General features: G+C 59.2%; 16 protein-coding genes. All 16 read left to right on the top strand.

Features of this window, described 5'->3' with window-relative positions; all coding sequences use genetic code 11:
* The first annotated feature begins 294 nt into the window (after window positions 1–294).
* Entirely contained in the window at window positions 295–1,581 is a 1,287-nt protein-coding gene (locus OXE05_01060; protein MCY4435905.1) for a DGQHR domain-containing protein, read from the top strand.
* Between the two features lie 87 nt (window positions 1,582–1,668).
* Window positions 1,669–2,781, top strand: a complete 1,113-nt coding sequence (locus OXE05_01055; protein ID MCY4435904.1) for a glycosyltransferase — start codon at window positions 1,669–1,671, stop codon at window positions 2,779–2,781.
* Between the two features lie 301 nt (window positions 2,782–3,082).
* On the top strand, window positions 3,083–3,772 hold the full coding sequence (locus OXE05_01050) for a WecB/TagA/CpsF family glycosyltransferase (protein MCY4435903.1): 690 nt from the start codon (window positions 3,083–3,085) through the stop codon (window positions 3,770–3,772).
* Between the two features lie 117 nt (window positions 3,773–3,889).
* The gene (gene rbsK / locus OXE05_01045; GenBank protein MCY4435902.1) at window positions 3,890–4,891 is read left to right on the top strand and encodes a ribokinase; all 1,002 of its coding nucleotides are present in this window, start codon (window positions 3,890–3,892) and stop codon (window positions 4,889–4,891) included.
* A 22-nt stretch (window positions 4,892–4,913) separates the two neighbouring features.
* Entirely contained in the window at window positions 4,914–5,927 is a 1,014-nt protein-coding gene (locus tag OXE05_01040) for a bifunctional ADP-heptose synthase (protein ID MCY4435901.1), read from the top strand.
* Window positions 5,924–6,409 carry a D-glycero-beta-D-manno-heptose 1-phosphate adenylyltransferase gene (gene rfaE2, locus OXE05_01035; GenBank protein MCY4435900.1) on the top strand — a complete coding sequence of 162 codons (486 nt, stop codon included), beginning with the start codon at window positions 5,924–5,926 and terminating at the stop codon, window positions 6,407–6,409. The genes OXE05_01040 and rfaE2 overlap by 4 nt, the downstream gene beginning before the upstream one ends.
* 39 nt (window positions 6,410–6,448) lie before the next feature.
* Entirely contained in the window at window positions 6,449–6,901 is a 453-nt protein-coding gene (gene ndk, locus OXE05_01030) for a nucleoside-diphosphate kinase (GenBank protein MCY4435899.1), read from the top strand.
* 264 nt (window positions 6,902–7,165) lie between these two features.
* On the top strand, window positions 7,166–8,578 hold the full coding sequence (locus OXE05_01025) for a sulfatase-like hydrolase/transferase (protein ID MCY4435898.1): 1,413 nt from the start codon (window positions 7,166–7,168) through the stop codon (window positions 8,576–8,578).
* A gap of 234 nt (window positions 8,579–8,812) precedes the next feature.
* On the top strand, window positions 8,813–10,588 hold the full coding sequence (locus OXE05_01020; protein ID MCY4435897.1) for a hydantoinase B/oxoprolinase family protein: 1,776 nt from the start codon (window positions 8,813–8,815) through the stop codon (window positions 10,586–10,588).
* Complete coding sequence (locus OXE05_01015; GenBank protein MCY4435896.1) at window positions 10,585–12,690, top strand: hydantoinase/oxoprolinase family protein; 2,106 nt, start codon at window positions 10,585–10,587, stop codon at window positions 12,688–12,690. Before OXE05_01020 ends, OXE05_01015 begins: the two co-directional genes overlap by 4 nt.
* Before the next feature lie 76 nt (window positions 12,691–12,766).
* Window positions 12,767–13,945 (top strand): FAD-binding oxidoreductase, encoded by a 1,179-nt coding sequence (locus OXE05_01010; GenBank protein ID MCY4435895.1) that lies wholly within the window; start codon window positions 12,767–12,769, stop codon window positions 13,943–13,945.
* A gap of 198 nt (window positions 13,946–14,143) precedes the next feature.
* Window positions 14,144–15,514, top strand: a complete 1,371-nt coding sequence (locus OXE05_01005; GenBank protein MCY4435894.1) for an extracellular solute-binding protein — start codon at window positions 14,144–14,146, stop codon at window positions 15,512–15,514.
* A gap of 346 nt (window positions 15,515–15,860) precedes the next feature.
* Entirely contained in the window at window positions 15,861–16,826 is a 966-nt protein-coding gene (locus OXE05_01000) for a hypothetical protein (protein ID MCY4435893.1), read from the top strand.
* Window positions 16,827–16,875: 49 nt separating this feature from the next.
* Window positions 16,876–17,916: a C45 family autoproteolytic acyltransferase/hydrolase gene (locus tag OXE05_00995; protein MCY4435892.1), complete on the top strand. Its 1,041-nt coding sequence runs from the start codon at window positions 16,876–16,878 to the stop codon at window positions 17,914–17,916.
* A gap of 10 nt (window positions 17,917–17,926) precedes the next feature.
* Window positions 17,927–19,762: a hypothetical protein gene (locus OXE05_00990; protein MCY4435891.1), complete on the top strand. Its 1,836-nt coding sequence runs from the start codon at window positions 17,927–17,929 to the stop codon at window positions 19,760–19,762.
* Window positions 19,763–19,885: 123 nt separating this feature from the next.
* Window positions 19,886–20,599, top strand: a complete 714-nt coding sequence (locus OXE05_00985; protein ID MCY4435890.1) for an NERD domain-containing protein — start codon at window positions 19,886–19,888, stop codon at window positions 20,597–20,599.
* The last annotated feature ends 102 nt before the right edge of the window (window positions 20,600–20,701 follow it).

Genomic DNA, 20,701 nt, shown 5'->3' with positions numbered 1-20,701 from the left:
AGCAGATTCCAATGGAAACTGTCGGGGTCTACGCTTTTTGGTGCCGTACGAATGGGAAGTGCATCTACGTTGGTAAAGCGAGGGAACGCCCAATTCGAGAGCGTCTTAGAGAACATTGGAACAGGTCTCACAATGAATCCTTGAGGCTATGGCTTGAAGCTTTTGGCGAAATTTTGGACGTATGTTATATCTCAGTTGAAAGAGGTAAGATCGACGCGCTTGAGCGACGCCTGATAAGAATGTGGAATCCTGAAGCAAATGTGCAATATAACACTCGTTGAGGGAGACTAGAGTATGGCGACACCTGTGGCAGCTATGAAGGCCCGACTGGGCGATACTGACTACTTTATCCTTTCAATGAAAGCCAAAGAGTTATCCGACAAGGTTGTAATTCCCCGAGAATCGGAAGAATGGAAGGCACTGTCCATAGAGGAACGCTACCAAAGGGAAATTGCCTACAGTCGGGTCAAGCAGCACATTGCCCCATATCTTGCTAACAACAAGTCCCGGTTTTTTGGAGCAATAATTGTCGCCGCGGAGAATTTCGAGGATACCTTTGAATTTCAGGCCCTGTCCGACGTGACCACGCGGGGATTAACGGGTTGGCCCAAGGCAGAGACTAACAAAATTGGTCTTCTTACGTTTAGCGGTGGTGAGGTACTTTATCCTCTTGACGGACAACATCGTGTAAAGGCGATCAAGTTCGCCATCAGCGGACGCGACGAACAGGACAAAGAGATCGATAAGATTGCATTTCCTTGCTCAGAACTCGCGCAGGAGGACGTTACTGTAATACTTGTACCATTCGAAAGAAAGAAAGCACGTCAAATCTTCACGCATGTAAATCTCCATGCTAGAAAACCGACGACTGGGCAGAATATCGTTACAAATGACGACGACGTTGTAGCTATACTTGGGCGTGAAATTGCTAATGATCTAGTCGGTGCCCGGCTGGTCAAGTTTCAAAGCAATACCTTGACCGAAAGAGACTACCATTTCACCACACTTTCAACCATTTACAACTGCAACGAAGCTATTATCACTGCTATAACGGGTCAAAAACTTAAGCCAGCAGACAAAGCCCAACTTCCAAAACCTGAGAAGACAAGAATGTATCGGAATGCAGTAAGGCAAGTTTGGGCGCAGTTGCTTGAAGGCATAGAGGCCTTTAGAGATGCCCTCAACGACAAGGAAATCACAGGTGACGAAAAGCGATGCGAAATTCGAATGGAAAGTCTACTTGGTAAACCTGTCGCACAGGAGTGTTTGGTGCGTACCTATTTGCGCCTAGTAGATCCATCGACCAATCTCTCAAAGCAAGAGGCCTGCGATAACCTTAACAAATTACCTTGGGCGATTACCGCAGACAACTTGAGGGTGTGGGATCGCGTGCTCTGGATGGGCGGAACAGATGGAAAGATCGACACAAAGAACCGCAATTTAGCAACAGATTTGATAGCCTACTTTGCCGGGGAGAAGCTCAGCGATGAAAGCAAAGCCGAGTTGCTAGAAAAATACCGTGCGCAATTTCCAGATACCGAGAGGGAAGGCAAAGATCTGCCCCCAAGGTATGTAAACTGACCTGGGACTCAAAGCCGCTCTCGCCACTTTCCCCATGTTTTCTAGCTCTCGTTCTTGTACCTGGGTCTCAGCTAGCATAGAGCCAACATGCGAGTGGCACTAGCGCACGATTACTTCTTTGCCCTGGGGGGCGCCGAGCAGACCGTGGCGGTCATGCACGGGCTTTGGCCCCAAGCGCCCGTATACACTTCTTTCATAGACCGTGGCACGTTCCCGGTGGACGTGACCGCGTGGGACATGCGGACCTCGTTTCTCCAGCGCATTCCTCATCCGGCGCGCGTGCAAAAGCTGCTCACACCGCTCTACCCGCTTGTTTTTCGCAGCTTTGACATGGAGCCGTTCGACGTGGTCATCTCATCGGCCAGTTTCGCCGCGAAGGGCATTCCACGGCGGCCAAACACCTTGCACATCAGCTACTGCTATACGCCCCCGCGCTTCCTTTGGGGCATGACACCGGCCACAGACCGCAGTCAGATGTCCCGGCCGCTCCGCAGCCTCGACGCCTTGCTCCGCCCGCCTTTGCGTCGTTGGGACCTTTGGGCGGCGGCGCAGCCGCACCATCTGGTGGCGATCTCGCGCACCGTGGCGGCACGCATTCGCCGCGTCTACGGCATCGAGGCGCCCGTCATCTATCCGCCCGTCGCCACGGGCCGCTTTGGCTCGCAGCCCTGCCGCGATGACGGGTATTATGCATTTGTAGGGAGGCTGGAAGCCCACAAGCACGTGGACCTCGCAGTCGCTGCCGCTCAGGAAGCGCACGTTCCCTTGCGCGTGATCGGCGACGGTCCTCTACGAGAGACTCTGACCAAATCGGCGCCAGCCAACGTATCAATCCTTGGCTGGCTGCCGGAGCAGGAGTTGGCCGCACAACTTGCCGGCTGCCGTGCCCTGCTCTTTCCGGGTGAAGAGGACTTTGGCATCGTCATGGTGGAAGCCCTGAGCGCCGGCAAGCCCGTCATCGCCTTTGGCGCGGGCGGCGCAACCGAAATCGTGCAGCCGGGCGTAAACGGCGTGTTCGTACCGGAGCAGTCCGGGACCGCGTTTGCACAAGTGCTCCGGGACTTCGACCCAGATCGATTCGCACCTGACGTATGCCGCAAAACTGCCGCACGTTTTGACGAATCTGTGTTTGCCGGCAAGTTCAAGGAATTCGTCGAAGCAAAGTGGACTGAGTTCAAACAGGACATTCAAGACAACTAGGAGCTATCCCATAGAACTGTCCGCTAAGCCAAATCGTGATTCAACCTTTCGGCACGCTTGTGCTGAGTACTTCGACAAGCTCAGTACAGGTTTTGTCGCAGTGCTCAGGACCGCCAAGGTCTTCGCCCAGTACTCAGCACGAACAGTTTCCTGCCTATTCCCTTCACCCTGAGCCTGTCGAATTCCGTTCGTCCTGAGCCTGTCGAAGGGCAGGTCTACACAGAGCCATGTACATTCGAGGCAAGTTCCTATCAAAACGAACGATAGCAAACCCACCAGTGCCACAGTGCTGGGCGTGCGCGTGGACTGCGTAACCGTATCCCAGGCGCTCGACCGTTGCGTACAGTTGCTCAACACCGACGGCCACCACCAGGTGGTCACGCTCAACTCTGAGTTCGTGATGTACGCCCAGCACGACGCTTCCTTTCGCGCGCTTGTTCGCGAGACCGACCTCGTCGTACCGGACGGCGCCGGCATCGTGTGGGCTGTACGCCGCCAAGGCAAAGCCAATATCGAACGCGTGACGGGCGTTGACTTGATGCAAGATCTTTGTATCCAGGCCGCTCAGCAGCAAATAGCTGTGTTTCTACTCGGCGCGGCTCCTGGGATTGCCGCACAAGCGGCAGCAACGTTGCAAGCAAAGATACCCGGCCTCGTGATCGCCGGCACGGCCGTCGGCGCACCTGATCCCGATCAAGCGCCCGGACTCTGCGCGCAGGTCCGCGAGTCAGGCGCTGGCATGCTCTTCGTTGCCTTTGGCTGTCCGGCGCAGGATTTCTGGATTCAGAAGTACCAGGAGAAAACTGGCGCGCGCTTGGCAATGGGCGTCGGCGGGAGCTTTGACTATGTCTCCGGCACAGTGGCGCGCGCTCCACTTTGGATTCAGCGGATGAACCTTGAATGGTGCTATCGTTTGGTGCGGCAGCCCTGGCGCTGGCGCCGCCAGCGTGTGCTCATCGCCTACCTGTGGAAAGTCTTGCGTGAGAAATAGTCTCGATGAGCCGAGCGGTGTGGGCGGCTATAATGCACCTTGGATGCTGTCCGATCGCTCGCAATTCCAGCATGCGCACTGAGTGATCCCAGTAACGCGCACCAATGATGAGAACCGATGAAAGTCCCCACCCAAGAGGACACACGAATACACAATGAGGTGCTGGTAGTTGGCAGCATCAACACAGACCTCGTGGTGACGGTGCCAGCGCTCCCCCAAGCGGGAGAGACCGTGCTCGGCGACGACTTGCAGCGAATTGGCGGTGGCAAGGGAGCCAATCAGGCAGTAGCTGCCGCGCGCTTGGGGGCGCGCACCGCTTTCCTCGGCTGCATCGGCGCCGACGCGTTTGGCAATGCGCGCAAGGCAGAGCTAGAGTCTTACGGTGTACGCGTTGACTCTGTAATTGAAGACCCTGTTCGCCCGACGGGAACGGCGCTCATTCTCGTGGACTGCCATGGTGAGAATGCCATTGCCGTCTCCCCTGGCGCCAACGCCGCGCTCACGCCGTCTCATATTATTGACGCGAAGGCGCTCTTTGCGCACAGCAGCGTGCTCGTCTGCCAACTTGAAATCCCGCTCGATACGGTACGTACCGCCCTTGAGCAGGCCCGCGCACACAACATGGCAACCATATTGAACGCCGCACCCGGCACCGCCGAGGCAGCGGCTCTACTGCCTTTGACAGACATACTTGTCGTGAATCGAGCAGAGGCCGCGAGTCTTGTCGGCCGTCCGGTGCAGACGGCAGCCGCAGCGCAGGTGGCCGCCCAAGAGCTAAGCAAACACGTTCGGCGCGCAGCCGTCCTTACACTTGGCGCGGAGGGCAGCATCCTTGCTACACATGACAGTGTGTCGCACGTCCCGGCCTGGCGGGTGCCTACGGTTGACGCCACTGCCGCGGGTGACGCCTTTGTCGGCGCGTTGGCAGCAGCGCTCGCGCGCGGTGAAGAGCTAGCAGACGCCGCCCGCTACGCCACAGCGTCGGCCGCAATCGCAGTCGGCCGTTTCGGCGCGCAACCGTCGCTGCCTACCGGCCATGAAGTCGCCGCTTTTCTCGCTCATCCGCCTCTTGCTGAACGCGCCAGCGGCTGCCAACATGAGGAGAGGAACTGCACGTGAACGTTCCACTGGAGGCGCTCCGATGACAACACCTCAATGGCAAGACGCCCTGGAGCGCTTTGCAACCCAGCGGATTCTCGTAATTGGCGACATGGTAGCCGACGAGCACATCTTTACGCGCGCAAGCGGCATGTCGCGCGAAGCGCCGTTGCCGGTCCTGCATTATGTAGACCGAAAGCTCGTTCCCGGAGGGGCAACGAACGTTGCTCGCAATGCCCGCGCGCTCGGTGCGGAAGTTTGGGTGTCGGGCGTAATCGGGAGCGACCACGTAGGGCGCGATCTCCGACATTTGCTGGAGAATGACGGCATTCACTGTAGTCAGCTTCTTGCCGCAGAGGATCGCCTAACTTCAACCAAGACCCGCATTTGGGCCGGCGGTGACCAGCAACCCGTGCAGCAGCAGGTCTGCCGCATTGATCGCGTCGAGAGAGACGCCGTCTCGTCAGACCTGTGCCAGCGGATTATTTCGGGGCTGCGGGACCGCATTGCTCAAGTCGACGCTATTGTCGTGGCCGACTACGAAATAAGTATGATCGACGATGCCGTTATCGAGGCAGTCCTAAGCCTTGCCCGCGCAGAGGGCAAGCCGGTGACCGTGGACTCACACGGCAACCTCACGCGCTTCCCCGGAGCCCACACATTCACGCCAAACCAACCGGAAGTGGAGTTCACGCTGGGACGAGCGCTTCAGTCAATTGCGGAATTGGAAGAGGCGGGAGCCGACCTACTCCAGTTACTCGAGACAAGTGTGCTGCTTGTAACTCGCGGCAATGAGGGCATGTCGCTCTTCACCGAGAGTACGGCCCCCTGTCACATACCGGCCCTGGGCGAGGACCGGGTGATCGATCCCACGGGTGCAGGCGATACGGTCTCAGCGGTGCTCACGCTGGCGCTGCTGGCTGGTTTGCCGCCTACTCGCGCTGCTATGCTGGCAGCAGCAGCAGCAAGCATCGTGGTGCGCAAGCTCGGCGCGGCGATACCTACCCATGCTGAAATTCTGGCGGTGCTGGCATCTGTGGAAGGCCCGGGCACGTGACAGCAGCAAAGATCCTTTCCGAATCAGAGCTGCAGCGCCAGGTCGACGCCCTCCGGCAACAAGGGAAGGTTGTCGTCTTTACCAATGGCTGTTTCGACCTGCTCCACGCGGGCCACGTCGCCTACCTGGAGCGCGCGCGAGCCCTTGGCGATGCACTCGTCGTCGCTGTCAATAGTGATCGATCCGTGCGCGCGCTCAAAGGGCCGACACGTCCCATCACTCGTGCCCGAGACAGGTCTCGTCTACTTGCGGCGCTGGCGTGTGTGGATTGGGTGATCGTCTTCGACGACGATACGGCGGAACGCTTGCTAAGCAAGCAGCAACCCGACATTTATGTCAAAGGCGGAGACTACACGCGTTCCGAGCCGGTCGAAGCCGCCACGGTCAGAGAGTATGGCGGCAGCGTGCGAATTCTGCCGTTCACTGCAGGGTACAGCACGACCGACCTCCTGCAGCGTATCATTGCCAATGAAGAAGCGTAGCGAATAAGACCCACCACAGAAAAAGGAGATGAACGAATCGTGGCGCAACGAACCCTTGTAATTATTAAGCCGGATGGCGTCCAACGCGGGCTCGTCGGGGAGATCCTGGGCCGCTTCGAACAGCGCGGCCTCAAGCTCGTCGGACTGAAGCTTATGTCGGTCGATAGATCTCTTGCCGAAGTCCACTATGCCGTACACCAAGAGAAGCCGTTCTTTGCCGACCTGATTGAATTCATTACCGCCGCCCCCGTAGTTTGCGCCGTGATAGAGGGTCCCGAGGCGATTGCGGTGGTGCGGAGTCTGGTAGGAGCCACGCGGTTTACCGAGGCCGAGCCGGGTTCAATTCGGGGCGACTTTGCCCTTGACCTCACGATGAATCTGATTCATGCCTCCGATGCCCCCGACACTGCGGATAAAGAGGTCAATCTCTTCTTCCAACAGGATGAATTGGTGGACTACACACGGGATGGCGATCGCTGGATTACAAGCTAAGAGTTGGCCGGCAGCACTGTCGGCTCAGTGGCGCGCGACCGGAAGACGACGATTCAGCTGAGTCAGGCGCGATCTGCGCACTCTTACATATGCCCCCGCTGCGACGGCCCGACAATTAGTGTTGAGTTTCAATACTAGAGCCGCGCAAGAACGACAGCAGCAGATGATCCCGCCAGCAAGCAACGCATCGCCCAATTTGCCCTATAGTTGAGGCAGTTGGCTACACCGGTATCCGTCATTGGAAAAAGGGGAAAGGAACATCGCATGAAAGACCAACGACCGAATATCATCCTCTATACCACCGACCAGCAACGGGGCGACCACCTCGGCATTGCCGGCCATCCGGTGATTGAGACGCCCAATGTGGACGCGTTCGTCGAGCACGGGGCTTACTTTCCCAACGCGTATACGGAGATTCCCTCCACGACCGGCGCAAGGCGCATTATGCATGGGGGTCAGCGCAGCTACGATTGCGGCCTGATTGGCTACTCCGCGTCAGAGTGGCACGAGCCAAACACCCTGGCGGCGGTGCTGGCCGATGCCGGGTATCACTGCATCAACGTCGGTTGGCGCAACATGCACCCACGGCGCAAGCTCTACGGCTTCCACACGGTCATCCCTCACGAAATTCGCGAGGGAGAGGATGACTATTGGGACTGGCTCCGCCAAGAGCTTGGCCCGTACGCCCACGAGCGCACGGTCGGATCGGATGCCAATGGTTGGCTGGCGCGTCCCTGGATATACGAAGAGCGCTATCACTGCACGAACTGGACCGTAGACGTGACGATTGAGCAGATCAGAAAGCGCGATCCTACGCGACCCGTCTTTGTCTGGTGCTCGCAACTCCGTCCTCACTCCCCATATGACCCACCGCAATTCTTCTGGGACATGTACATCAACCGGCAACTGCCGGAGATTCCCGTTGGCGATTGGGCTGAGCGGTACAACGTGCCCCAGCCCGGCCTGCCTCGCCAAGCGTGGTACGGCCGGTTGACTGACGAACAGTTGCAGCGCATGCGGGCAGCGTACATGGGCTGCATCACCCACCTCGACTATCAGCTCGGCTACTTGCTGGAACTCGTGCAAGGGGCGTTGGACCGCAATCTCATGATCGTATACACGGCGGACCACGGCGATATGATGGGCGACCACAATTTACTGCGCAAGTGCTACGCATATGAAGGATCGGCCCGCATTCCATTTGTCATCAAATATCCGAATAGCCTCGACGTGCCGTCCGGTACGTTCGAGCATCCGGTCGGGCTGCAAGACGTCATGCCGACGATTCTCGAGGCAACCGGCACGCCTATCCCCGATTCCGTGACCGGCACGAGCGTTCTGAAAGCGGCGCGCGGCGAACCGTGGCGCGAGTACGTTCACGGGGAGCATTCGCCAGTCTACAGCGAGGACAATGCTGTGCAGTACCTCACCGACGGTAAGGAGAAGTACCTCTGGTTCCCCGTGCGCGGTGAAGAACAGTTCTTCGACCTTGCCAACGACCGTCAGGAACTTCACGACAGGGCGAATGATCCGGCCTATGCCGATCGTGTATCGCTCTGGCGCAACCGCCTCATAGACTACCTGGGAGAGCGCGGGGACGGCTTTTCCGATGGAGAAAAACTGCTGGTCCGTCCTGAAGGCTACGGCCCGGAGGCAGATCAGCCTGCGGCGGTCTGAGCGCAAGAGCCGGAGATGTCAACCGACAGTTACTCTCGGGTTTGCCCGGAGCAGACAATGCGGGCGTAGTCTTCCGCACGCCAACTGTGGGAGCGAAATCTTCGGCGCACTATCAGTGCGAACTTAGTTCTCGGCGCACAAACGGTGCCGGCGTATTCGCGCTATACTAAGCCCTAGTCTGCGAAATGGTCACGTTGGCTCACTGTCTTGATCCGCTGCACGGAGGTCACTGCCATGGCCGGCACAGCCGCATTCGATCCCATTACCTTCGAAGTCGTGCGCCATGCGTTGACTGAGGCCACGGAAGAAATGGCGGTCGCGCTCCGGCGCAGCGCCTACTCCACAAACATCAAGACCCGCGCCGACTTCTCCTGCGCCTTCTTTGACCGCGACTTGAACGTCGTGGCCCAGGCGTTTTGCCAAGCAGTGCATCTTGGCTCCCTCGTGCACCTGGTGCCGATTGCCATCCGCGCCTACGGGCCGGAAAACCTCAACCCGGGCGACGCCATTCTCTGCAACGATCCCTATCTCGGCGGGGTGCATTTGAACGACATTAGCCTCATCTCGCCGGTGTATTGTGATGGCGAGCTCTTCGGCTATGTAGCGAATATGGCGCATCACGTGGACGTGGGCGGCGGCGCGCCGGCCAGTGTCGGCGCGTTTCGCGAAGTCTACCAGGAAGGCATCATCATTCCGCCGGTCAAGCTTGTCGCAGCCGACGAGATCGTTGATGACGTGTTCCGGCTCATCCTCGGCCAAATCCGCTCCAAGCGGGAGACAGCCGGCGACTTTCGCGCCCAGATCGCGGCCAACACCACCGGCACGCGGCGCTTGCGTGAGCTGATCGCGCAGACCGGACTCGACACGGTAAATGAGTACATCCAGGAATTGATGACCTATGCCGAGCGCCGCACGCGTGCCGAAATCGCCAAGCTGCCGCAGGGCGAGTTCATGGCCGACGGCTACGTGGACAACGACGGCTACACCGATGAGCCCGTACGCCTGGTTGCCAAGATAGTTATCGACGAAAACGGCGTTTTGTTCGACCTCAACGGCTGCGACCCGCAACGCCGCGCACCGGTGAACTCTACGTTTGCGCAGACCTTTTCCGCCTGCGCTTACAACCTGAAGTGCCTCATGGACCCCGACATCCCACCCAACCAAGGGTTTTACCGCATGGTGCGCATCGAAGCGCCGGAGGGCACCGTTGTGAACTGCCGCCCGCCCGCTCCTGTGGTGGGAGGCTGGGAGACCCACGCGCGCCTCAACGACGTTATCTTCAAGGCGCTGGCGCCCGTGCTGCCGGAGCGTTCGCCCGCGGGAGGCAAAGCGATGCAGTGCCACGCCGGTTTCGGCGGCATCGATCCGCGCAACGGCGAGTACTACTGTTTCCTTGAAACCCTGGCCGGTGGGTACGGCGGCAGATTCCAAAGCGACGGTCCGGATGCCGTGCAAACCCACGGCCAAAACACTGAAAACGCCCCGATCGAAGAAACTGAACGCTACTATCCGGTGCGCATCTTGCGTTATGAGCTTGTAGACGACTCAGAAGGTCCGGGTAAGTTTCGCGGCGGACTGGGCCTGCGCCGCGACTATGTCTTTCCCGATCATGACGTAACCTTCACCGTGCTTGCCGATAGAGACAAGGCGGGTCCCTGGGGGCTGTTTGGCGGCGAAGCCGGCCGCCCCGCCTTCTACCTCCACAAACGAGAAGGCGCAACGGAACATCTGAGCTCCAAGACGACAATTGACGTCCGTCCCGGTGAAGTCATCCGCTATGAGACCTGCGGTGGCGGCGGTCACGGCCCGCCCTGGCAGCGGGATCCGGTACGGGTGCTCAATGACGTGCGGCAAGGGAAAGTCAGCCGCGAGCGTGCGAGCGCAGCCTATGGAGTAGTCATCGACCCAGAGCAATTGACGGTGGACACCATTGCAACCGATGCGTTGCGCGCGGCCATGCAGGGGGAAAACCCCCAAGACGAGCATAGTGCGAGGGGGAGTGACGCGTGAGTGCGGCAAAATTTCGGCTCGGCGTTGACATTGGTGGTACGTTCACCGACGCCGCATTGATGGATGAGAGCACCGGCCGTCTTTGGAACGCCAAAGTTTCCTCGACCCCAACCGACCCGGCGCAGGGCTTTCTCTCCGCGACCCGGCGCATTCTGGAAGATTCCAAGTTGGCTCCCGCGTCTCTGCGCTACGTCGTCCACGCGACCACCGTGGCGACGAATGCCATCATCGAGGGCAAAGTCGCGCCCACTGTGCTTATCACGACCGAGGGCTTTCGCGACATCCTGGAGATTGCCCGCCAGATTCGCCCCTCGCTCTATGACACGCAATTTGAGAAACCCACACCCCTCGTGCCGCGCGATCGATGCTATGGTGTGCGCGAGCGCCTGGACGCTAACGGCGCCGTCATCACGCCATTGGACGAAGACGCCATTCCGCACATCGCAGCCATCGTCAAGGAAGCGGCGGTAGAGTCCATAGCCGTCTGCTTCTTGCATTCCTACCTAAACTCGCAACATGAACAGCGCGTCGGTGAATTACTGCGAGACCTCGCACCGGACATTGCCATCTCCCTTTCCTCCGACGTAGCGCCGGAAATCAGGGAGTACTTTCGCGCCAGCACTACGGTCATCAATGCTGCGCTACGTCCTATCGTCTCGCGCTACCTTGAAAACATCGAGGAGCAACTGCGCGCGCAAGGCATTCAGTCAGAACTCTTGGTGATGCAAAGCAGCGGCGGGCTCATGACATTTGCCGACGCGCGCCGCAGACCAGTCTTCATGGTGGAGTCCGGCCCGGCTGCGGGCGTAATCACGGCGGCACACCTGGGTGAGGCATTGGATTACAGAAATGTCATCTCTTTCGATATGGGCGGCACCACCGCCAAGGTGGGTCTCGTCCAAGACGGCACGCCGCGCATAACCAAAGACTATGAGGTTGGCTCAGTGGCCCAGCCGGGGAGCGGCGGCTTTCGCGCCGGAGGGTACCCTATCCGCACGCCAGTGATCGATCTGGTGGAAATCGGCGCCGGCGGCGGCTCTATCGCTTGGATTGATTCTGGTGGCGTGTTGCGGGTAGGGCCCCAAAGCGCGGGCGCCGATCCCGGACCCGCCTGCTACGGTCGCGGCGGCGGCGAGCCGACAGTAACCGATGCCAACCTCGTTTTGGGCCGTCTCAATCCCGGCTACTTGCTTGGCGGCGACCTCAAGCTGGATAGCGCGCTTGCGCATGCGGCAATCGAGGAACGCATTGCCAACCCGCTAGGCTTGAACGTGGTGAAAGCCGCCCACAGCATCGTCGAAATCGCCAACGTGGCGATGATCAACGCGCTGCGTCTCGTCTCGGTGCAACGCGGCCATGATCCGCGAGACTTTGCGCTTACTGCCTTTGGCGGGGCCGGACCGCTGCACGCCAACCGCTTGGCGCACGAAATGAACATCCCCGTCACCGTTATACCCACCAGTCCGGGCACAGCCTCGGCGCTGGGTCTCCTGGTCACGGACATAACCTATGACTATGCCACGACACTCATTGAGCGAGTTGACCGTCTCCAACCAGGGAGGGTGGCGGGAGTATTCGCAGACCTCCGCAACCAGGGCACGGAGGCTCTTACCGCCGCAGGCGTAGCTCCGGCCGATATGGCTTTCGCGCAGCAGGTGGACTTACGCTACGTCGGCCAAAGCTACGAGCTCACGCTACCTTGTTCCGATGGCGATGCCGCCGACTTCGCCGTTACCGATCTCCTGGATGACTTCCATGCAGAGCACAACCGCGTTTACGGCCATAGCGTTCCCGGCGAGCCGGTGGAGACAGTGAACCTGCGACTGACCGCACTTGGCACCATCGTCAAGCCGCCGCTGCTTGCTAAGGATCCAGGTATGCATGCGGTACAGGCTGCCCGGCTTGGCAGCCGTCCGGTCTTCTTCGGTGAAGCGAATGACTTCGTGGACTGCCCAATCTTTGATCGCTACCTGCTCAACGCAGGAATCGAGATTCCCGGCCCCGCAATCATAGAGGAGTACGATTCTACGACCGTAATTCATCCTAAATACTACGCAGTGGTCGATCAATACGGTACACTACTAGTGACCCACGTAAGCTGACAGGAAGCTGAAAAAGAGTACACGCTAGGTATTGTCGGTGCATTCATCAAATCTCCAGTAGTAAATGAGGACGCTCATGGCGGAGACTGCCGATGTCGTCGTAGTTGGGGGCGGGAGCACTGGTACCAGTATTGCCTGGCAACTGGCAAAGATGGGCGCCGGCCGGGTGGTCTTGCTGGAAAAGCACGGCCTTGCTGCCCAGGCCACCGGCGTCACCGCGGGGATCGTCCGCACGCATTATACCCATGAGACTCTCGCACGCATGGCTCTGCGCGCGCGGAAGGTTTTTGAGAACTTCGACGACGAAGTCGGCGGCGATGCTGGCTTTCGGCAAGCCGGCTTTCTCGCGTTGCTGGGTTCGGACGATGTCGAGACGGTTGCCGCAAACGTCGCTATGCACCGCGATCTTGGCATCAATGCCTACATACTCTCGCCGGACGAAATTCGAGACGTGGAGCCGCGCCTGGCGTTATTCGGCATTGGCGCCGCCGCCTGGGAACCGGAATCCGGGTATGCCGACCCGGTTCGCACCACCCTCAGTTTTGCGGATGCTGCCCGTCGGCACGGCGCCGACCTCCGCATTGGCGTGGGAGCAGAGGGGTTCTTGGCGGATGCAAGCGGCATTGCAGGTGTCGAGACCAACACCGGCCAGATTGCGACACGCTCGGTCGTGGTCGCCAACGGTTTCTCCGCACGCGGCTTGGTAGCGCCCCTTGGTATCGAGCTCCCTCTCACGCCGATACGGCATGGGGTGGCATTCATGCAGCGGGCGAATCACTTTGGCAAACCACATCCAATCATTTCCGATCGCGTACAAGGGAGCTACTACCGCCCCCGGGAGGACGGTCACACAATGGTCGGCAAGACCGCGCCGTATGACGGGGATGAAGATCCGAACGTCAATGCGTGGCCCGCCGCGCGACCTGAAATGCTCCAGACTCTCGCTGAGCGGTATCGACGGCGGTTCCCCAATCAAGGTGCGCCCGCCGTCAACAGCGCCACGTCCGGCCTGTACGACTGTTCGCCGGACCTGCAGCCGTTGCTCGGCGCCGTGCCTGACGCGCCGGGCCTGCACCTTGCCGTTGGGCTCAGCGGCCATGGTTTCAAACTTAGTCCCGTCTTCAGTCAGATGCTGGCTGAGCAATTGCTTACAGGTAGCAGTTCGGTCTTCGATATCGAGATGTTCAATCCGGCGCGCTTCATCCAGGAACGACGGATTGTGCCGCACCACGCATACTCTATTTCAACACTTTAGTTAGCACCAATTTGGCCGCGTAAAGGAATCGAAAGCGAATTCTAGGTCAGTGCATCGAGCGGGCAGAGTTTTGAGAAAGGAGGTGGATTGAGTGACCAAGCAAGCGCCCGCAGGAGACCAAATGTGATGTAGTTTGAGTGTGTCAATTGGCAGATTGGCACAGTTAACGGAGACCACGGGAGGTCAAGAGTAATGTCTATGGGCAATGGATTTACGACAAGACGTCGGTTTTTAGCCGGTGTTGCCGGCCTATCAGCCGCCGCCATCGCCGCAGCCTGCGGGACCGTGCCGGTCGCGGATAGCGGCGAGATGATGGAAGAGAAAGAAGCGCCCAAGGAAGCGGAAGCAGCGCCACAGGCCGAAGTCGTTGAAGTGGTGTGGGCGTGCTACGACCTGCAGGAGCACCGCAATAAGACCCTGCGGGACATGGCGGAAGTCTGCAATAACACCTTGGAGAACCGAGTCACCAAACTCGAGATCGTCACCGAGAATTTCCTGGAGAAGATTCGCACAGAGTACGTCGCCGGCACAACCACCTACGACATTGTCGTGAACCAGATCAACTGGGTGCAGGCCGGCGCACGGCAAGGAATGTTCTTGCCAATCAGCGACTATATGAAGCGCGACGGTGTATCGCGCGATGACTACCTTGACTCCTCTTCCTGGGACGTCAACGGCGTCATGTACGGCCTGGCATTCCTCGGCGGCGGCGACGCCATCTACTTCAACAAGGACTTGTTTGATAACGACGGCGTACCGTATCCGGAGTTGGGCACAACCTACGAGCAACTGCTCGATGGCGCTGCGAAGATGACGAAACGCACCGGCGATGAGACCACCCAATGGGGCTACAATTTTGGGTACTCCTCACTGGAGGTCAATCTGGGCAGTTTCATCCTCGATTCCGGCGGACAGGTGCTCAATGAGGCGCGCGACATGGCCCTCTACGGCGAGGACCAGAACGCCATCTCAGGCGCCCAGTTCTACGTAGACATGATCCTCAAGCACCGGGTGGTGCCATGGGGTGAGGAGCGGCAAGCGCTGCGCGAGGAGGGCGGCAGCGGCCGCCACATCGGCACCGGCAAAGTCGCGATGTCGCAGATTACGTTGATCCCGCTCAAGGGCGCGTACGAAGTGCTTGGCGACCGGCTGGGCATTGCGCCGCTCGCCACCGGGCCGGCCGGCACCCGCAGCCCGGCCACTGGTAGCAACGCCTGGAGTATCATGTCGCTCACCGAAGTGCCTGATGCGGCCTGGGACGTATTCTACGTCCTTTCTCAGAAGGAGGCGCAAGACCTTTACGCCGTGCACGCCCACCCCGGGCTCTTTGCCTCCGCCGACGTGTTCTTGGGCAACTACCCGGGCATGGACTGGGACATCGTCCTGGATAACTGGCGGGACGGCGGACGCGACTTCTTCCTCACGCCGGAAACCGGAGAGTTCTGGAATACCGCAAACTCCAACCTCCAGCCGATGTATACCGGTGAGAGCACTGTGCAAGAGGCCATGAAGACGTCTGCCGACGCTGTGAACGTCCTCTTCTCACAGCGCCCGGATGACTGGAATTAGCCTTGTCGGTAGCGGGGTGCGTTTCGGCGCACCCCGCTATTACTTCTCGTGACTCTTGTGAAACCCAACAGTGCTAACGTTTACTGTCATTCCGAGCGCAGCGAGGAATCTAGAGCGCAGAAGAGCGTGACCCGCGTTGCTTGGCACTGTTCAATAGCGGATGGATTCCCGCTTTCGCGGGAGTCACGAATTAGTGTGACGCGGACATTCTCTTTGTGGGCGGCCCAACTCTTCTTCGTTAGAGTCCCAGAACCGCTCACGCGAATGATCAACTTGAGTTCAAGCTGCCGAACACACCTTGGGTTGAAAATCCCTACTTACTACTCTTTCTCACTGAGGCACCTAAATGACTGTCCGTGACCTTTACGAAGCCGCCATTGAACTCGGCATTGCCCTCGATCCCCGCAGCCGTGAGACTCTCGACGCAGAACTTGCGCGGCGCAAGCGAGAGTTTGAGTCTTTGCCCGACTGGAAAAAGCCCTACTTCGACCATGAGAGGCTGCGCAATCCTTATGGCGACGTGCGCATCGTAAACGGCCCGGATGACGCCGAAGTTTTCACTGCGCTGGCAGGCATCAATATCGGAACTGACGAATTTCTTATCGCCGACCGGCTCAAGGGCAAGGGCGTACCGCTTGATGCCATCATCGCCCACCATACCAGCGGCACCGGCATCGGGCGCTCGCACATCGACGACATCACCCTTATCAACATCGACATATTCGTGCGGGAAGGCATTCCCCGCAAAGATGCGGAAAAGGTGCTCTTGCCTTGGATAGACGAGTGGCGCACCGGCTACGACGACATGCCGCACCGCATGGGACCCGACATGTCGAGGCTCTTTGAAATACCCTTCGTGCAGATCCACACGCCCCAGGATCTCTATATTGGCGTGGGCATCAAGCAAGCATTCGATGAACTCAAGCCGCAGACTCTCGGCGACGCTGAAGAAGCCCTTATGTCAATTCCTGAATTTCAAGGCGCGGCGCGGCACGGCGCATACTCGATGGTGCTTGCCGGCGAACCCGATACTCCACTTGGACGCTACCTCATCCAAGATGCCGGCGGGTGGCTGTGGCCGCCGGAAGCGCAGCCGCTGTTCGCCAAGGCCGGCATTAACACCGTGCTGCAAATCGGGGCCTCTGCGGCTGTTGCGGAGGCGGGGAAGGAAGCCGGAGTTTCAGTGGTGCGCTTGCCGCATGCCGCCGCGGACAACCTGGGCATCAACCTCTTCTACGACGATGTGGAGCGCCGCTTTGGGCCGCTCAACATCATTCCGTGCAATTATTTCGAGCGTATCCGGCATGTGTAGTGCGCGAGCATCACGTGTGATGCGACCGCTAGCAAAGGAGAAGGAAACTGTGCGGCGTGTAGAATTGTCCGGCACACCTTACGAGATGGGTCTGCAGCATGGCACTGCCTGCGCTGAGGCCATCAATACAGCGATTGAGCGAGTAGTCTCTGGGTCAAGGGTCGCTGCTGCTCACCGTGCACGTGTCGTCCAACAGATGGAGCGCAACGTCGATCGGGTCTTCCCTGAGGCGCTCGAAGAGATACAAGGCATCGCTGACGGCGCGAGTCTCAAGAGCGAAGACATCCTGGCGTACACGTCGTGTATGGAAGTCGGCCGCAGCGCGGTGGGCTGCACCAACGTCGCCCTGCGCACAACAGATCACGGCGTCGTGCACTACAAGTCGAATGACGTGGGCAAGGAGTCTCTTGGGTCGTATATCTTCTGGGATATCCGGCCCGATAAAGGCCATCCGCTCATATGCGTTTCAGGGCCGGGTGCACCGTGGATGGGACCGGGCCTCAACGATACCGGCCTTACATTTGGCGGCAGCAGCATTATGAACACCGACCAGGACTGGGAACGCGGCATCCCTACCAATCTCCTGCAGCGCTACCTCTTGCAGTACTGCGCGGACGTAGACGAGGGCATTGCGCTCTGCGAGAGCACGCCGGTGATGAACCACGGCATGAATATCATGCTGACAGATCCGGCAGAGAACGCGGTAGTGGTGGAACGGTCTGCCACGCGCATGGCCGTACGCCGCATGGAAGACGACGCTATCTGGTGCGCAAACCACTACGTAACACCGGAATTGCTGCCAGTGGACAACCGGTCAAACGCCGACTTTCGCGCGAACAGTGAGGGCCGCACAGCGCTGCTCGCGGCGCTCACGGCAGAAGAAGAGCTTCATACCCTGGAGCAAGTGACACGCATTGCACGCGCTCACGCCGATCCGGTTTCACTCTGCCAGCACGGGCCGATGCACAGTGTCTTCGGCCTCATCATGGTCTCTCGTGATCGCACCCTGCTCGTAAGCGACGGCTACCCCTGCCAAAATGAACTAGAGATGCTGAAATTCGACGCCCAAGCGACCGCAATCGCGAATTGAGGAAGCACTCATGAATCAGCCGATCTTGCTCCTGCATGCCGACCATGCGCTCACCACGCCCTTAAGTGCCGAGATCCTCCGCTGCGAGGGTTTTCCCTGGCTGGAGGCGAAATCTGCGGCATCATTCGTAGACGCGCCGCCGGATGTCGAACTCATCGTTGTCGCAGGCAGCGGCATGGGTAACGAGACCGCGGAGCGCCTCGCTGCCGCAGTAGCAGGTGGCACATCTCTCATTGCCCTGGCTCCCGATCCCGCTCTGCTGACCGCCCTTGGCGTCACGGCAGGAGAGCAAGTAACGGATGCGTGGCTCACGGTACGGCAACTCCCCCAATGGGAACACGGGAGCCTGCCCCTGCTCTGCCCGGATGCCATTTCACGGACTTTGAGCGGCGGCGAGACTGTCGCTGAGTTGCGGGATGCCGACGGCGGACTCCTCGGCGCGGGCATCGCGGAAGTGCGGCTAGGTGAAGGCAAGGCGTGGCTCTACGGCTATGACCTCTGCCAGGCCGTCGTCACCTTTCGGCACGGTGACGGAGACCTGCACGAGCGACCCCTGCAGGACATGGGACCGCTAAAGGGTCCGCGCCATCTCTACAGCTTCTTCGAGCTTTCCGAGAAAACTACCCGCGATATCCCCGTGGCGGACGTTCATCAAGACATCCTGCGCACTCTAGTGGCGGAAGCACTGTCCGCCACGCCATTGCCGCGTCTCTGGTACTTCCCCGAAGCGGCTCCGGCCTTGTGGTTCATCAAGGGCGACGGCTGCGGCGAGAATGGCGCGCCCGTGTTAATAGACATTGTGGAGTCGTATGGCGCGTTGCTCACCTTCTACCGGGCGCCCTTCAGCCGCTACGAGGGCGACCTGATGAAAGAATGGCACGCGCGCGGGCATGCCGTTTCCATAGAAGTGGACCTTACGAGCATCACGCAATACGCCGTGCAGGAAAACGGCACGCAGGTGCGTTACGGCCGCACGCCGGAAGACCTGAACGAAAACTACCTGCCCGCGCTCCGCGCGAACCTGCAAGAATCATGGGACGTGTTTCGGCGCGAGACCGGCCTGGACGTGGAGACCATTTGCAGCCACGGCTGTCAGTGGACCGGCCACCCGCTGTTGCAGATCATGCTGGACTTTGGCTGGTACACACCCACACACTTCGCCTCCCACGATCCCCGCATGCGGCGCGAAGAGAACTACGGCCCCTACATGATCGGCACCGGTTTGTGCATGCCATACTTCCAGCACGGCGTTGGTATTACGGATATGTGGCACATGCCCGCGCAATGGGACGAAAGCCAGACCATTGGGCGGCACGAGGACCTGTTGGCCGGCCCCATGGCAGCAACACCCGATCGGGTCGAAGGCATGGTAGGTCTCACCTCAGAAGAGTATGGCGTGGAGCTCGCGCGCTTTGCCGAATCCGCGGCCACACGCTGGCACGTGATGCAGATCGCAAACTTCCATCCCGTCTACGCCGCCGGGCCTCAAGACCACGTCAGAGCCTCCCGCCACGCCTTGGAGTTGGGCATGGAAGGGGCGATTGCGGCCGGCTGCCGCTTTGAAAACCAAGAGAACTTCTCCAGCTTTTCGCGGGCGCGTGCAGGCGTACGCTTGACTGAGTCATATTCCCAGGGCAATACCCACTTCATCACGCTCGAATCCAGCGCGGACATTTCAGGACTGTCACTCATGCTGCCTGACAACGTTGCGTCTGTGCAGGACAAGAGCACCGGCGCGGCCTTGCCAATCCAGCAAGTTACTTTGGAAAGTCGTCGCCAGCGCGCGGTCACGATCGACCTGACCACCACAACACCACGCACCCTGTGTCTCATGTCAATTGTGTAGGCTCCCTGTGAAGAGCCTTCAGCATTGCTGTTGACTGCGCTGTGCTTTGGATGAGGGTAGTGGTGGCGTGGCGAGCAACAGTGGCATTGAGGTGAAATTGCAAGACAAGGAGTGCAGCTAAAGATGCTCTGGTCGACGTTCAAGGCGTCGGTTAAGGGAATTTGGGGTGAGAAGCTGGTAGAAGTTGGGGCCGCGCTGACACTGCCATCGTCGGATTACCGAAAATATCACAATGTGACGCTGCAGACTCCCCGCGGAACGACGCAGATCGATCATGTGTTCGTGTCAGCGTTTGGCGTGTTCGTGGTGGAGACGAAGAACATGGTGGGGTGGATTTACGGCAGCGAGCGAGATCGAGAGTGGATGCAGGTCTTTCGGAGCGGGAAGAAGTACAAGTTTCTGAACCCTCTGCGACAGAATTACGGGCACGTTCGCGCGTTAGAAGAAGCTCTTGCAAGCAACGGGTTACCGAGAGGGGTCGTAAGGTCTGTTGTGGTATTCGTAGGCAATGCGCAGTTGAAGCGGGAATTGCCAGAGAACGTGACGGTGGGATTGGGTGGTTCTCGGTATATACGTTCGTTCAGGCATCGTGCACTGTCAGTAGCGCAGGTAGCGATGATCTGTGAATTGATCGAGTCTAGGCGAATGGAGCCATCGTGGAGGACGAGTCGGCGGCATATCCGGAGCTTGGAGAATGAAAGCCCATCGGCCACGCGGTGGTGCCCACGCTGTGGTCAAAAGATGGTGCTGCGAACGGCGCGAAGGGGACAGTTTGCGGGGAAGCGGTTCTGGGGGTGTGAGGGCTTTCCGGCGTGCCGGATGGTGGAAAAAGAGTAAGAGCCTGTGTTGTATCCGTAAAACCAGTGTAGCAAGAATCTCATCTTTAGGACAGGCCCTAAGTCCGTATCAGAAACCCCTCTTCCTGTGGAGGGGAGCCGG

It is taken from the genome of Chloroflexota bacterium, assembly GCA_026710945.1.
In the GTDB taxonomy this organism is placed as follows: Bacteria; Chloroflexota; UBA11872; order VXOZ01; family VXOZ01; genus VXOZ01.
Note: the sequence above shows the minus strand (reverse complement) of the source record. Positions and strands in the feature narration are given on the sequence as shown.

Excerpts from the sequence above, each read along its gene's own strand:
- OXE05_01060 (MCY4435905.1), top strand. The coding sequence starts at position 295 with ATGGCGACACCTGTGGCAGCTATGAAGGCCCGACTGGGCGATACTGAC.
- OXE05_01055 (MCY4435904.1), top strand. The coding sequence starts at position 1,669 with ATGCGAGTGGCACTAGCGCACGATTACTTCTTTGCCCTGGGGGGCGCC.
- rbsK (MCY4435902.1), top strand. The coding sequence starts at position 3,890 with ATGAAAGTCCCCACCCAAGAGGACACACGAATACACAATGAGGTGCTG.
- OXE05_01040 (MCY4435901.1), top strand. The coding sequence starts at position 4,914 with ATGACAACACCTCAATGGCAAGACGCCCTGGAGCGCTTTGCAACCCAG.
- OXE05_01025 (MCY4435898.1), top strand. The coding sequence starts at position 7,166 with ATGAAAGACCAACGACCGAATATCATCCTCTATACCACCGACCAGCAA.
- OXE05_01020 (MCY4435897.1), top strand. The coding sequence starts at position 8,813 with ATGGCCGGCACAGCCGCATTCGATCCCATTACCTTCGAAGTCGTGCGC.
- OXE05_01010 (MCY4435895.1), top strand. The coding sequence starts at position 12,767 with ATGGCGGAGACTGCCGATGTCGTCGTAGTTGGGGGCGGGAGCACTGGT.
- OXE05_01005 (MCY4435894.1), top strand. The coding sequence starts at position 14,144 with ATGGGCAATGGATTTACGACAAGACGTCGGTTTTTAGCCGGTGTTGCC.
- OXE05_01000 (MCY4435893.1), top strand. The coding sequence starts at position 15,861 with ATGACTGTCCGTGACCTTTACGAAGCCGCCATTGAACTCGGCATTGCC.
- OXE05_00990 (MCY4435891.1), top strand. The coding sequence starts at position 17,927 with ATGAATCAGCCGATCTTGCTCCTGCATGCCGACCATGCGCTCACCACG.
- OXE05_00985 (MCY4435890.1), top strand. The coding sequence starts at position 19,886 with ATGCTCTGGTCGACGTTCAAGGCGTCGGTTAAGGGAATTTGGGGTGAG.